The sequence below is a fragment of the Salinarchaeum sp. Harcht-Bsk1 genome (genome assembly GCF_000403645.1).
In the GTDB taxonomy this organism is placed as follows: Archaea; Halobacteriota; Halobacteria; order Halobacteriales; family Salinarchaeaceae; genus Salinarchaeum.
On record NC_021313.1, the window covers coordinates 2,198,954 to 2,212,241 of the forward strand.

At 68.7% G+C, this 13,288-nt stretch carries 11 protein-coding genes and 1 tRNA gene; 4 read left to right on the forward strand and 8 right to left on the reverse strand.

The genetic code is table 11. The annotated features are described in order from the left end of the window. Positions 1-60: 60 nt before the first annotated feature. Entirely contained in the window at positions 61-900 is an 840-nt protein-coding gene (locus L593_RS09930) for a DUF429 domain-containing protein (protein ID WP_020446832.1), read from the reverse strand. Positions 901-1,078: 178 nt separating this feature from the next. Further along, positions 1,079-1,468, reverse strand: a complete 390-nt coding sequence (locus tag L593_RS09935; RefSeq protein WP_020446833.1) for a universal stress protein — start codon at positions 1,466-1,468, stop codon at positions 1,079-1,081. 148 nt (positions 1,469-1,616) lie between these two features. On the opposite strand from L593_RS09935, the gene uppS reads away from it, so the two are divergent. Beyond that, entirely contained in the window at positions 1,617-2,561 is a 945-nt protein-coding gene (uppS, locus tag L593_RS09940) for a polyprenyl diphosphate synthase (RefSeq protein ID WP_144060745.1), read from the forward strand. Between the two features lie 62 nt (positions 2,562-2,623). Here uppS and L593_RS09945 read toward each other — a convergent pair whose 3' ends face one another. Both L593_RS09945 and L593_RS09950 read right to left on the reverse strand, forming a co-directional pair. Further along, positions 2,624-2,836 carry a hypothetical protein gene (locus tag L593_RS09945; protein WP_020446835.1) on the reverse strand — a complete coding sequence of 71 codons (213 nt, stop codon included), beginning with the start codon at positions 2,834-2,836 and terminating at the stop codon, positions 2,624-2,626. A gap of 93 nt (positions 2,837-2,929) precedes the next feature. Next, positions 2,930-3,550 (reverse strand): undecaprenyl diphosphate synthase family protein, encoded by a 621-nt coding sequence (locus tag L593_RS09950; protein WP_020446836.1) that lies wholly within the window; start codon positions 3,548-3,550, stop codon positions 2,930-2,932. A gap of 392 nt (positions 3,551-3,942) precedes the next feature. On the opposite strand from L593_RS09950, the gene L593_RS09955 reads away from it, so the two are divergent. Next, a complete protein-coding gene (locus L593_RS09955; RefSeq protein ID WP_020446837.1) occupies positions 3,943-5,271 on the forward strand; it encodes a DUF92 domain-containing protein in 1,329 nt (442 codons plus the stop codon). Between the two features lie 36 nt (positions 5,272-5,307). Here L593_RS09955 and dnaG read toward each other — a convergent pair whose 3' ends face one another. Next, complete coding sequence (dnaG, locus tag L593_RS09960) at positions 5,308-6,720, reverse strand: DNA primase DnaG (protein ID WP_020446838.1); 1,413 nt, start codon at positions 6,718-6,720, stop codon at positions 5,308-5,310. A 115-nt stretch (positions 6,721-6,835) separates the two neighbouring features. Further along, positions 6,836-7,648 (reverse strand): hypothetical protein, encoded by an 813-nt coding sequence (locus tag L593_RS09965; RefSeq protein WP_020446839.1) that lies wholly within the window; start codon positions 7,646-7,648, stop codon positions 6,836-6,838. A 106-nt stretch (positions 7,649-7,754) separates the two neighbouring features. On the opposite strand from L593_RS09965, the gene L593_RS09970 reads away from it, so the two are divergent. Continuing rightward, positions 7,755-7,826 (forward strand) — tRNA-Thr (locus L593_RS09970). Between the two features lie 216 nt (positions 7,827-8,042). On the opposite strand, the gene L593_RS16310 is transcribed toward L593_RS09970, so the two are convergent. Next, positions 8,043-11,771, reverse strand: coding sequence for a PAS domain-containing protein (locus L593_RS16310; protein ID WP_020446840.1), 3,729 nt, complete (start codon positions 11,769-11,771; stop codon positions 8,043-8,045). Positions 11,772-12,016: 245 nt separating this feature from the next. On the opposite strand from L593_RS16310, the gene L593_RS09980 reads away from it, so the two are divergent. Beyond that, the gene (locus L593_RS09980) at positions 12,017-12,346 is read left to right on the forward strand and encodes a hypothetical protein (RefSeq protein WP_020446841.1); all 330 of its coding nucleotides are present in this window, start codon (positions 12,017-12,019) and stop codon (positions 12,344-12,346) included. Between the two features lie 138 nt (positions 12,347-12,484). Here L593_RS09980 and L593_RS09985 read toward each other — a convergent pair whose 3' ends face one another. After that, positions 12,485-12,958, reverse strand: a complete 474-nt coding sequence (locus L593_RS09985) for a redoxin domain-containing protein (protein ID WP_020446842.1) — start codon at positions 12,956-12,958, stop codon at positions 12,485-12,487. Positions 12,959-13,288: the final 330 nt, after the last annotated feature.

The window sequence follows — 13,288 nt, forward strand, 5'->3', positions numbered from 1 at the left end:
GAGGAGGGTGCCCGCAGCGCGCCTCTGGCGCGCGAGGACACCCGACGAGAAAAAAGGTGGTTAGGCGTAGATCTTGCCCTCGATCCTGGTCCGCGCGTCGACCGTTCCTGGCGAGGTCGGCTCCCCCCGGTCGACCGCCATCGTCACGCCGACGGCCGCGAGCACCGCATCCAGCGCGTCGCCGTCGGGCTCCTCGATCGCTGCGTCGCGGACGGCCGGCGCGACGGTCGCCGGGCCCGTCGCCAGCGCGTCGACGATCTCGGCGCGACGCTCCTCGGCGGCTTCGTCGTCGTCCTTGTATCCCTCGGATTCGAGGTCGAGCCGATCGAGAGTCACCGCCGGACAGGCCTCCACCAGCCAGGTTGTGCCGGGGTTCGGGGGCATCATCGGCAACACGCTGGCGTCGTCACGATCGACGAGCGGTGCCAGGACCGCCGAGATGCCGTAGTAGGTGCTCGAGCGCATGCGGAGGTTGTACGGCGAGAACGGCGCGCCAGTCTCGTCCTCCGTCGCGCGTTTGAGTTCCACGCGGTCCCGGTCGAGCGTCTCCGCCCGATCACGGCAGGCCTCGGCCCACTCCGTGGGTCCCTCGGCTCCGTTCGGGAACGCAGCGGCGAACGCCGGCCAGGTCGACGAGTCGATCAACTCGGCGGGGAGTGCGAAGGGGAAGTCGAGACCGACGATGGCGTCGTCGGCGCCGGCGAGGAACTCGCGGAGCGCGGGGAGGCACGCGTCGCGCTCCCGACCGGAGTTCGGGAGTGCTTCGCCGGGGTAACAGCCCTCGACGACGAGCGAATCGGCCCGCCGCGTGGCGCTCGCGAGCCAGACGTTCCGTCCGGCGTCCTGGGCGCCGCTGAAGTCCACGCCGTAGACGCGTCGGCGGCCCGTCGTCGAACTCATGGCTCCCACCGCGGCCGTGCTGGTACGTTCGTGAGGCCGCTCGACGCCCCGTCACGTCGGCACATGGCATACCGGTACCCGGCCCTCCTACAAGTACCTCCTGCCCGACCAGGTCCGGTTCGCCGTCCTTCGAGCAGCCAGTGACCTCGATCGTTCCCGCTCGATTTCCCCTCGCCGATCAGTGCTCGCCGATCGGTAGCACGACGACGGGAACGGTCGCGTCCTCGAGCACTTCTACGGTGGTCGAGCCGACGCCGTCGGTCGCTGCGTCCGGCGTTCCAGCGCGCGCTCCGAGCACGATCTGGTCGACGTCACGTGTTTCCGCGAGGTCCAGGATCACCTCGGACGGCTCGCCCCGTCGTTCCACGGTCTCGACATCGACGGTCGCCAGCCGGACGCCCAGCACGTTCAGCGCCTCCTTGCCGTCGCGCGTCGCGTCGGCTCCGGCGTCGTCGGGTCCCACCACGGCGAGCGCGACGACGTCGTCTCCCCGATCGAGTCGGTCGTCGAGATAGTCGGCCGCTGCCGCCGCCGTGTGAACGGTATCGACTGCCAGGAGGCTGCGCATCGGGTGTGGCTACCGGATCCGTGGGCAAGAGCGTGCCGTCGGCCTGGCGACGGTCGCGCCGGCCGTCCGCGACGCAGCGATCGGGGAGCCCGACGGAAACGTACAAATGCGGTGCGTTCGATTCACCCACCGTGACGGAGTGGTCCCCGTGATCGAGTGGCTTCGAACCCGCCTCCAACGGGCCTACGAGCGCCAGCTCGAACGAGCGATCGACGATCCGCCCGAGCACGTCGCCGTCATCCAGGACGGCAACCGCCGGTACGCCCGCGAGCGCGGCGACGAGGCGACCGACGGCCATCGGGAGGGCGCAAAGACGACGCAGGCGGTTCTCGAGTGGTGTGAGCAACTCGGCGTCGAGGAGCTCACGCTTTACGCGTTCTCGACGGAGAACTTCGACCGTCCGCAGGAACAACTCGACGTGATCTTCGACCTCGCCGAGGAGAAGCTCTACGAGTTCGCCGACGCCGAGGAGATCCACGAGAACGAGGTCTCGATCCGCGCGATCGGCGACCTCCCGCGACTACCGGAGCGCGTTCGCGACGCCATCGACTACGCGGAACGGCGGACCGCCGACTACGACCAGTTCGTGCTCAACGTCGCGCTTGCCTACGGCGGCCGGGAGCGGTTGCTCTCCGCGACCAGAGACGTGGTCGCCGAGGCCGCCGAGGGCGACCTCGATCCGGAGGAGATCGACGTCGATACCGTCGCCGATCGACTGTACGACCGCCGGGTCCGCGACGTCGACCTGATCGTCCGCACCGGCGGCGTCCAGCGCACGAGCAACTTCCTCCCCTGGCACGCCAACGGCAACGAGGCCGCGGTGTACTTCTGCGCCCCGTACTGGCCCGAGTTCTCGCGGGCCGACTTCCTCCGTGGACTCAGAACCTACGAGCACCGCGAGGAGTCCTGGCGTCGGACCCGCGCTCGGCGGGGGATCGCGCTGCTCCGGGCGCTCGGGGGCGTCGAACTCGCCGAGGCTCGCGAGACGGTGCGGCGCTGCCGCGACGCGCTGCCAGCCGCGGAGCGTCCGGCCCCCGAGACCGATGCGACAGACGTCGCGGACCCGGCTGATCCGTCGCCCTCCGGCGAGTAGCACGGACGGCTCGTCGCGGTCGCTCCCTGGTTGCGTACGGTCCTACCTGATTCTGCCGTCCCTCACTCCTCGAACCACTCCAGCGCCTCGTCGGCTGCAGGTTCTGCGTCATTCTCGCCGTCGGGTTCGCCGTCGAAGGAGATCGCGACCGCGTCGTCGAGTCGCTCCAGCGCCGTCTCGCGCTCCTCGCCACGACACTCCAGCCCCGTTTCCTCGTCGATGGCCGTCCAGCCGTCGTCCTCCTCGACGAGGGCGATCGTTCGCTGGCTGCTCACGAGTATTGATTGCGTGGAACACAGGATAAACTGTGTGGCCGTTCGGGGTCCTGGGCCGCCTCGCGCCGACTACGCGATCCTCTGGAGCTGCCTTCAGCGGCCGAACCGTCGGCTCCGATCGGCGTACTCTCGGAGCGCCCGGAGGTAGTCGCGCTTGCGAAGGTCCCGCCAGTTGACGTCGGTGAAGTACAACTCCGAGTAGACGGACTGCCAGATCATGAAATCGGAGAGGCGCTCCGCGCCGGTCTTGATCACGAGGTCCGGCTCTTCGGATAGCACGAGTTCGGCCTCGATGTCTCCCTCGTCGATCGTGGTTGGGTCGAGGTCGCCGGCGGCCGCCGCTTCGGCGAGCGAGCGGACTGCCTGGGTGAACTCGTGCTTGCCGCCGAGCCCGACGCTCACCTGGATCGGGGCGTTCGAGGTCGCACGTTCGTCTGCGGACTCGTCCGGCCCGTGAACCGCCATGGCTCGCGGCGCGTCGACCGCGTCGAGGCCGCGTCGCAACGCCTCGATCGCCTCCGGGTCGAGCACGCTGACGTACACCGTGACGCGCTCGGCCCCGTACGCGAACGCCCACTCGAGGAAGGTGGAGAGCGTCTCGTAGGCGCCGGGCTCCAGCAGGTCGCGCTCCGTGATGACGAGCGCGACGTGCTCGGGTGGCTCGGCGTCGGAGGCACGGACGCGGAGCGCGAGGTAGCGATCGTACAGTCCCACGGGCGGTCCGACGGCGGTCGCCGCCTAAAGCGGCCCGGGTTCTCGCCAGCGGACCCCATCCCCGAACACCGCGGGAATCGCGCCAGCGAGTCCCGCCAGATTCGCATCCGCGAGCGCTTCGGGGATCGGTGTCCGTGGGCGCCGCTGGAACTTCGTCCGGGAGTGCCGCCAGATTCTCATACCCGAGCGCCCCGGGACTCGCGCCCGCAGGTGCCGACGGATCTGCGTCCGCGAGCGCCGCTCGTCCCCGGCCGGGGCCGTCTCGATTCCTCTCGAAATACCACGCCCGAAAATTACCTGTCCCGCCCCGTTTGGCCGCACGGTAGGAATCGAATACCGTCGAGTCGGGCGTTCGGGAGGGTTAAGTGATCCTCCGCGAAAGGCCCGGTACTGTGAACCCGACCGTGCGGCGAGCGGGGGCCTTCGGGGCCGTCGGGGCCCTCGCGCTCGCCGCGCCCCTGCTGGGGCGGGCTGCGATCCTCCCGTTCGTGCTCGTGGCAGCGGGAGCGCTCGCGATCACGCACGGGCCGCTGTTCGAACTGTTCGCGCGGCCGGCAGATCGCGAGGCCGGCCGGCTCCGAGGGCTCTTCGACTTCGCACTCGCGGCGACCGTCCTCGGCGGACTCTCCGTCTTCGGCGACCTCCCGGTGACCGTCTTCGCGGGCAGCGTTCTCCTCGTCGCGATCGGTAACCTCGGCGCGGAGGTCGTCTCCGTCCGGTCGTCGGTCGCACCGACGCTGGGCTTCCTCGCGGCTGGAGCGGCGGGTGCCGCCGTCGGGATCGCCGGCGCGGCGCTCCTCGCCGGTGACCAGATCGCGGCCGGTAGTCTCCTCTTACTCTGTCTGACTGGCGCGCTCGTCGGCGCACTCGTTCGCTCGATGCTGTTCCCCCGCGACGAGCCGCCGGTCCTCTTCACCGTCGGCCTCGTCCTCTGGTTCCTCGCCGCCGTGGACGCCGGCGCCGACCCCACGGCGGTCGCCGTCGCCGTCGCGGTGATGGTCGTCTTCGGTGTGCTCTCCTACGCCCTCGACACGGCGTCGCTGGAGGGCGTCCTGGCCGGCGTCCTCCTCGGCCTCGTCACGATCGTGCTCGCGGGCTACGAGTGGTTCGCGCTCCTCCTGACGTTCTTCGGCGTCGGCGGCCTCGCGACGAAGTTCCGCTACGAGACGAAACTCGAGCGGGGCGTCGCCGAAGAGAACGGCGGCAACCGCGGCGGCGTCAACGTGCTCGCGAACTCGCTCGTGGCGGTCGGCGCGGTCTGTGGGCTCGCGGCTATCGAGGCCGGCCTCGTCGAATCACCGACGGCGCTCGTTCCGTTCGCCTTCGCCGGCGCCGTCGCGACGGCGCTCGGCGACACGCTCTCCAGCGAGATCGGGGGCGCCTTCGACGGAACCAGGCTCATCACCTCCTTCGAGAAGGTCCCGCCGGGCACCGACGGCGCGGTCACGTGGCAGGGCACACTCGCTGGTGCACTCGGTACCGCGACGATCGGGGTGCTCGCGTTCGTGGCGTTCCCCGACGTCGCGATGCTCGGTGCCGTGGTCGTCGCGATCGGCGGCGCGACCGGGATGACCGTGGACTCCGTCCTCGGTGCTACGGCAGAGGGCCGACTCCTCGGCAACGCGGGCGTCAACTTCGCCGCGACGCTCGCCGGTGCGCTCGCCGCGGCTGGCATCGCAGTCGCGCTCGGGCTGGTGACGGTCACTGGACTCGCACTCTGAGGTGCCGTTCTGTGACTGCCGGACGCCGACGAACCGCTACTCGCCAAGCAGGGCCGCAGCGGTCCGGACGCGGACGTCCGTCGGCCGCTTCGTGAACTCGCCGAGGTCGGTCGCGACGATTTCGCGAACGCCCCGCTGCGCCGCGAGGTCGAGGAGCCGCTGTTCGAGGGCGTCGTCGAGGACGATCCGCACTGGGACGTGGTCGGCGGCCTCGAGGGCGTCGAAGGCGTCCGACGCGGCAACGGTCTGGAGCGGGACGCCCTCGGCGTCGAGGAATCGCGCGTCGTCGGTGCCCTGGATCGCCTCGACGTGGTCGTGGATCGTCCGCGGTTCGTCGGCGTCCTCGGGCGGCGATCCCTCGGACTCGGATCCTTCATCGCGCTCGGATCCCGCCTCGGGTACGTCGTCTACCGATGCACCCGCAGATCCGTCGTCCGCTGGCGTGCCCGCTTCGATCGCGTCCCCGTCCTCGCCAACGGGTTCCGCTCGCTCGGGCCTCGTGCAGTCCGCTTCGGCTACGTTCGCCTCCTCGCCTTCTATGGTCTCGAGATCGGCCGACGGCTCCTGCTCGTCACTGCCGGGCGTCTCGATCGCGGTCCCGCCGGAAGTTCGAGCACGCGCGGCGTCGGCGAGGTCGCTCGCGCTGGCGGCGTCGCCCAGCGCGGCGACGTCGACGGTACTGCGGAGCGCCGCGAGGATCTCTGAACGGGAGAGATCCTCGACGGAGCGGTCCGCGGGCGCGAAGGCGACGGCGTCGACATCGCCGACTTGCCGGAGTTCCTGGAGGATCAGTTCGCCGCCGCGATCGCCGTCGAGGAAGGCGGTCGTCCGACGCTCCTGGCTGAGGTCCGCGACGATCTCCGGCACGTCGGTGCCCTCGACGGCGATGGCGTTCTTGACCCCGGCGGCGAGGAGCGCCTTCACGTCCGCCCGACCCTCCACGACCACGATCGCGTCGCCGTCGGCGACGCTCGGGCCGGCGGGCAGCCCCTCGTAGGTCGTGATGTCGGCCGTGGCGACGCGGCGGCGGACTTCCTCGACGATCGCGTCGCTCGTGGCGCCCTCGAACTCCGAGAGTAGCAGCTCCTGGGCGCGATCGACGACGGTCCGGCGCGTCGCGGCGCGCACGTCCTCGAGGTTGGTGACCTCGATCGTGGCGCGGCAGGGCCCCACGCGGTCGATCGTTTCGAGCGCGGCAGCCAGGGTCGCGGTCTCGACGCGATCGAGGCTCGTCGCGATCGTGATCTCGCCGGCGGACTGCCCGCTGGCGGTCTGGACCTCGACGTCGATCCGCCCCAGTTTCGACGACTCCTGGAGCCGGCGGATGTCGAGTTCCTCGCCGAGGAGGCCCTCGGTCTGACCGTAGACCGCGCCGACGACGTCGCTCCGCTCGACGATGCCGTCGGCAGCGAACGCGGCGTGAATGAGGTACTTTGCAGAGTTGTCCATTGGTGGAGGGACGGCCGCGATCACGGCCGCCTAGCAGTTGGTTACATCTAGGGATACGAGCACGCAAAGTCCTATCGGAACTCGGGGCCTTGACGGCCGGCTCGGCCCCGATCGCTTAGATCGAGGCATCGATCGTCGGCGCGAGACTCGCCGTGGCACCGGCGTCGAATCGAAGCGGCCGGCGCCACCACGGCCCCTTGCCGGAGTCGGCCGAGAGCGCGGTGACGACGTCGTTCGCTTCCGCCCCGCCGCTGGGCTTCGAGAGCGGGATGACGGGATCGAGCAGCCCCGACCGCTCCGGATCGCCGAGCAGGTAGACGGCCCCGTCAGGCTCCGCGCGCTTCCGGTGGGCGTTCTCGGCCAGACGCTCCCGGTCTGCCGCGGGCAGTTCGTCGAATGCCTCGCCAGACACCGGGTCGCGATCGAGCCCGAACGCGCCGATCACGAACGCACCCCACTTCGGTGGTCGCCAGTCGGCGGGATCGGCGCACCGCGGCCCGGCGCCGTTCGACTCGGTCGCGCTCGATGGTGTCGGCGGCGCGATCACGCCGGGCATCGACCCTGGCGGCTCGGCCTCGCCCGCGCCGTGCTCGACGGTCCGCAGCGTCGCGTAGAACAGCACCAGGTCACCCGCGTCGAGGTCGAGCAGCGGCGCGGCCTTCACGCCGTGCTCGTCGCCGTACGTGTAGTCGCTGCAGTGGGGATACTCGGCGAAGGAGGGATCGAGGTGCAGGTCGGTGTCGCGGTGGGCGTCCGGAATCTCGACTGGCAGTCCGAGGTCGGCGTAGGTCGGGACCGTCGCGTCGGCAGCGATCGGTTCGCGCTCGGGAATCGGCACGTAGACGGCGCTGCCGTCGGGATTGACCGGTCCGCGAAAGCCCGGCAGCGAGCTATTGGCGCCGACGTTGATCGCGACCGCTCGGGGCACGGTTGGTGATCGGCGTCGGTCAGGAAAAGCGTCGCGCCTGCTTGCGGTTGCCGCGCCCAGCGTATCGAAACGTTCAAACTCCTTTCCGGGCAAGAGGGTGATGCGCGCCTGGGTAGCTTAGCGGTAAAGCGCGTCCTTGGTAAGGACGAGACCCCGGATTCAAATTCCGGCCTAGGCTTTCTGCGAACCATCGATCCGGAGCGTCAGCGACGGGTTCCGGTGAGCAGATACGCCGGACGCGGGATTCGAATCCCTGCCAGTCGCAGCGCGAACGGAGCGAAGCGGAGTGAGCGACCGTCTGGCTCTGGATTCAAATTCCGGCCTAGACTTCTTCCGAGCGCCACACCCCGGAGCGACAGCGATGGGGTCGACGCGACACGTCGAAACGTGTCGGCTAGCCGACGCTGTGGAGGGGCGACGAGAACATCGCGTCCAGGACTTTCCGCTCGGCTTTGCGGAGGTGTTGATGGAACGTGGGCGACGCCACCCCGATCGCCTCGGCGACCTCCTCGCCGGTGGTGTCGCGGGGCCACTCGAAAAAGCCAGCGTGGTAGGCGGTTTGTAGTGCCGTTCGCTGTCGGTCCGTGAGGTCGTTCACGACGTTGCGCTGGAAGTCCTTCCGGTCCTCGTGGACCCGACTGATTTGCCGACGTCGAAGCATCTCGGCGTCCGAATAGGCCGTTTCGACGGCGTCGACGATCCGCCGAGTGTCGACGCTCGGCGCGAGGTGGATCGCCATCCGATAGTCGCTGTCTTCGATGGCGGCCTGCGCGACGTAGCCGCCGTGTGATGCCACGACCCCGACCACCGGTGGATCGGTCATCCGGAGTTCGAAGCCCATTGGATCGCCGTCGGACCGGATGGTGTACTGTTCCCAGTGCGGGAGGTCCTCGGTGAGTGTCGTCATGGTATCGACGGCGTCTGGCGCCATCGTCCCGTAGACGAGGAACTCGCCGTCGTCGACCGGCACTACCTGATCGAAGGTTATCGTCCCGTCCGTCTCGGGGGCGTCGAGTCCGGCGAACACGTCCTGGATCCGGAACTCCAGCTCCACGAGTTCGTCACTCATCAGCGCCTGCTTGCGCTCGACGCTGGCGATCGCGTGGCCGACGACTTCCCCGAGTCGACTGATCACCGCCAGTTCCTGTCCCTCGAAGGCTTGCGGCCGGTCAGCGTACACGTTGATCACTCCGTAGACGGTTCCTTCGTGCGCGATGGGGATCGCGGCCGACGACCGGATCTCGTACTGCTCGACGTGGTCGCGCCACGGGTCGTGGCGGTCGTCGGCACGGATGTCCTGGGTGACCTGCGGTTCTCCCGTCCGGAACGCTCGTCCCGTCGGGCCCTCGCTCCGTTCGTCGTCGGGATCGACCGAGATCGTGACCCCGTCGAGGTACCCCTCGACGCCGGCCTCTGCACGGAGGTCCACCGTCTGGGACGCGGGATCCACCTCACCGGTCCAGGCGAACAGGTAGGACTCGGAGTCGGCCAGGCGTTCACAGACCGTCCGTTCGATCTCCTCGCGGGTGGACTGCTCGATGACCGCCTCGGTGATGTCACGGACGACGCTGTTGAGGTTGTTGAGCGCGGCGAGGGATTCGCGCTGCTGTTCGAGTTGCCGCTGGTGCTCGACTCGCTGGGTGATGTCCTGGGACATCGCCGTTGCGGCGAACACCTCGCCGTCGTCGTCGCGTACCGGGACGAAGTGGAACTGATAGACCCTGTCGTCGATCGTGTCCACGAATTCGGACGGGTCGCCGTCGAGGGCGGCCTGGTATGCCGGGACGACGGTGTCCGCGATCTGTTCCGGCAACGCGTCGCGAACGCGCCGCCCCTGGAGGTCGGTTCTCGTCACGTCCGTGTCCCCTTCTGGCGTGCCGGCGAAGGTGACGTACCGCAGGTTTCGGTCGACGAGGGCGACGGCACCGGCAGGGAAGTTCTCGACGAGGGTTTCGCTCCAGCGTCGGTACTCCTCGAGTTCGCGCTCGCGCTGCTTGCGCTCGGTGATGTCCTGGGCAGCACCGCGGAGCGCGACGACGTCACCGTCCTCGTGGATGGGGACGCCGATCGTCCGAATCCACCGCTCGCGGTCCTCGGCGGTGGTGATGGGGATCTCCTCGTCGTAGGATTCGCCCTCCGTCATACAGCGCTCTGCGGCGTCCCGGAACGCGTCCCGATGTTCGGGGGCCACCATCGAGATGTACTCCTCCGCCGTCGGGACCAGCTCCTGGGAGGGATCGTCGACGTCCACGTCGTGCATGTCGAACAGTCCCTGGGTCCACCGCTGGTTCCCCGTCTGGACGTCCGTCTCCCACCCGCCGGTCCCGGCGAGTCGTTCCGTGTGCCGGAGCAGTTCTCGCTGGCGTTCGAGTTGGCGTTCGCGCTCCTTGCGTTCGGTGATATCCTCGAAGTAGACGGAGAGGCCCGACTCGGAGGGATAGACGTGGTTTTCGAACCACGTCTCCTGGGGCTCGTAGTACTCTTCGAACGAGACCGACTCCTGCGTCTCCAGGGCCTCCTCGAATGCGGCCTCCGCCTTCGACCCGGCTTCCACCGCGTCCCAGACGTGCGTTCCGACGAGTTCCGACGGGGAGCGGTCCAGGAGCGACCCGGCCCGTTCGTTGACGTACTCGAACTGGAGGTCGGCGTCGAGCGCGAAGAACCCGTCGTCGATCCGTTCGAACACGTCTTCCAGTTCGTGCTGGAGGTCGTCGCGCTGGCGTTCGAGGCGACGGGCCTGGCCTTCGAGTCGCGTGACGTCGGTCATCGTGACGACGACGCCGTCGACCTCACCGCCGACGGGTTTGGCGTTCACCGAGAGCCACCGCGTCCGGCCGTCGGGGCCGTCGACTCGTATCCGCTGGTCTGTGACGGTGTCACCCGTCGAGAGTGCTCGTGCCGCCGGCCGCTCGGGGTACGGGATCACGTCACCGTCGGCGTCGAGGAGCGGCTGTTCACCGAGTGAATAGCCCGACGGATCGGCGTCGTTCCACCCGAGTAGCTCCGTGAACCGTCGGTTCCCCCGATACAGTTCGCCGTCCGTGTCGAAGATGCCGATGCCGATCGGGCTCGCCTCCTGCACCTGGTCGAGGAGATCGCGTTCGTGCTGGAGTTTCCGTTCGTGTTCGAGGCGCTCGGTCATGTCGCGAGTGACTTTCACGTACCCGTCGATCGCACCGTCGTCGTCGCGGTGAGCGGTGATCGTCACGGTGGCCCAGTAGCGTGAGCCGTCGGCCCGGAGCCGCCACCCCTCGTCGTCGACTGGCCCGTCGCTCGACGCGGCGGCGAGGTTAGCTTCAGGGACCCCGGCTTCCCGTGCGTCGTCGGTGTAGAACGTCGAGAAGTGCTCGCCGACGACGTCCTCGGCCGCGTACCCCATTATCTGCTCTGCGCCCTCGTTCCAGGTCTGCACGTGCCCGTCGGGATCGAGCATCACGATGGCGTACTCCTCGACGGCGTCGACGACGGACTCGAACTGGGCGCGGTCCCGCTCGCGGGCCCGTTCGACCTCCGTTCGGGTGGTGACGTCGTAGTAGAGTTCGACGCGGCCGCCGGCGTAGGCGCCGGTTTCGACGGGCTTGCTGCGGTGTTCGAGCCAGCGCGCTTCGTCGTCCGCCGTCACGCGGCACTCGAACTGCTCGGTGGACGTGTTGTCGTCGTACGTCGCCAGGACGGTGTCGGTGAACGTCTCGCTGTCGTCGACGACCGGCGCGATCTGCTCCTCGACGAGACGGCGCTTGTCCCGGCCGAGAACGCGATCCCGGTCGAGGCCGAAGTAGCGTTCGGTCGCGTCGTTGATCCACGCGACCTCGAAGTCCTCGTCGAGGACGAAGATGCCCACCTCGGCGCCGTCGAGGACGTCGTCAATCAGGGACGCTGCCGTGGCCGACCAGTCGGGAGGCACGTCGGCCGTCGCCGGCGGCCGCCACCACACGCGACCGTTTCCACCGACCTTCTTGGTTTCGAGGCGGTCGCGGTCGACGAGTCGTTCGAGCCGTTCGTAGGTGCTCCGACGACCGAGGTCAAGCGCATCTGCCACTTCGGTCGTCGTCCTCGGTTCGCCGAGACTCTCGAAGCGGGAGAGCGTCTCGCGTAGCGCCTCGGTCAGGGACGGTGACGCCATTGGCACCTCCTCGGTGCCTGCGTTTGTAAGCCCTCCGCCGTTGGAGGCTAGCTCGGGCTGGGCAATGGACGGGAGCGACCTCCGCGGCGTCATCTCACGTGAAATATTGTTCATAATCTGGTACGCAATCTGCAACGTCTGACGGTCCACGAGTACCTAATCAGTTTTAGTACAGCCTTAGGTTTCGAGCGGCCTGACGCAGGGATACACGCCGGATACCACGGCGCCCCAAGCACTAACCCACGATGATCCAGTCACCGACCGACAGTACGGATACGGTAACGAGTGCGGCCGACCTCCCACCCGACGACCGTCACCGGTTACTCGCGGCGGAACGTCGGCGGGTAGCGCTCGAGGTCTTGACCGATTGGACCGAACCGGTCGACCTCGAGAGCCTGGCCGCAGCGGTGGCCACGCGCGAAGGAGACGACGTCGGAGCCGACGGTACCAACGTCGAACACGTGGCCATCACGCTCCACCACGCCCATCTTCCGATGATGGCTGACTTCGGCGTCATCCGCTACGACTCGGAGGCGACCCGGGTCGAAGCGTGTCCTCGCGAGCACGAGTCGTGAGCATCGGGGAGGGGTCGTAGCGCACTCTCGTCGCCTGCGCCTCTAGCGGGAGATACGTCGAGAGCGTAGAGGCACACTACGTCTGCGTTCCGCGCTCGGGCCGAATCGTGGCAGTGGGCTCCGAAGCTACCTCGCTACTCAGACCGATCGAACGGCCTCCAACAGCTCCTCGTACGGCGGTTCGTGCGTCGGATCCGCGGACTCCCACTCGTAGGCCACCTCGCCGTCGTCGTCGAGGACGAACACCGCGCGGTTCGCGACGCCGTAGAGGCCCAGGTCGGGGATGTCGATGTCGAGGTCGTAGGCCCGGATGACGTCGCCGCTTGTGTCGCTGACGAGGTCGAACGCGAGGCCGTGCTCCTCGCGGAAGGCGCCCTGGCAGAAGGGCGAGTCGGCGCTGACGCCGAAGAGGGTGGCGTCAGCGGCGTGGAACTCGTCGATGCGCTCCTGGAGCGCGACCATCTCGTTGGAACACGGCGGCGTGAACGCACCGGGGAAGAAGGCGAGGACGACGGGACCGTCACCGAGGTGGTCGGCGAGCGAGAAGTCCTCGTGGTCGCTGGTGCCGAGCGTCGCGTCGAATCTGGGGGCGTGGTCGCCAGTGGACGGCATGCGAGGGAGTACGGTCGCCCGAGACAAAACGGCCGGGCCGAATCGATTCGCGTCGCCGTGGCGCCGGTACTGGCGAGAACTACCGCGCCGACACTGCGATTTTCAGTCTCCCGGGTTCACCATCCGCCTGCGGCCATGTCCCGGAGTAGCGACACAGACGAGGCGGTACGGGCGTCATGGACGCGTTCGACAGTGCCGCTCGGGAGGCCGAAGAACGCAACGAGTCGGCCAAAGCGGAGTTCCGAGAGGCGCTCGAGGAACTCGAGGCGACGGTCGAGCAACTCCGCGACTAGACCGCCCCCTCGGCCCACCCGGCCGGCGGGTCGCGTT

What these genes read in the sequence shown, in the direction of transcription:
- dnaG (WP_020446838.1), bottom strand. Translation starts at nt 6,720, where the DNA reads ATGGACAACTCTGCAAAGTACCTCATTCACGCCGCGTTCGCTGCCGAC.
- L593_RS09985 (WP_020446842.1), bottom strand. Translation starts at nt 12,958, where the DNA reads ATGCCGTCCACTGGCGACCACGCCCCCAGATTCGACGCGACGCTCGGC.
- L593_RS09930 (WP_020446832.1), bottom strand. Translation starts at nt 900, where the DNA reads ATGAGTTCGACGACGGGCCGCCGACGCGTCTACGGCGTGGACTTCAGC.
- L593_RS16310 (WP_020446840.1), bottom strand. Translation starts at nt 11,771, where the DNA reads ATGGCGTCACCGTCCCTGACCGAGGCGCTACGCGAGACGCTCTCCCGC.
- L593_RS09935 (WP_020446833.1), bottom strand. Translation starts at nt 1,468, where the DNA reads ATGCGCAGCCTCCTGGCAGTCGATACCGTTCACACGGCGGCGGCAGCG.
- L593_RS09980 (WP_020446841.1), top strand. Translation starts at nt 12,017, where the DNA reads ATGATCCAGTCACCGACCGACAGTACGGATACGGTAACGAGTGCGGCC.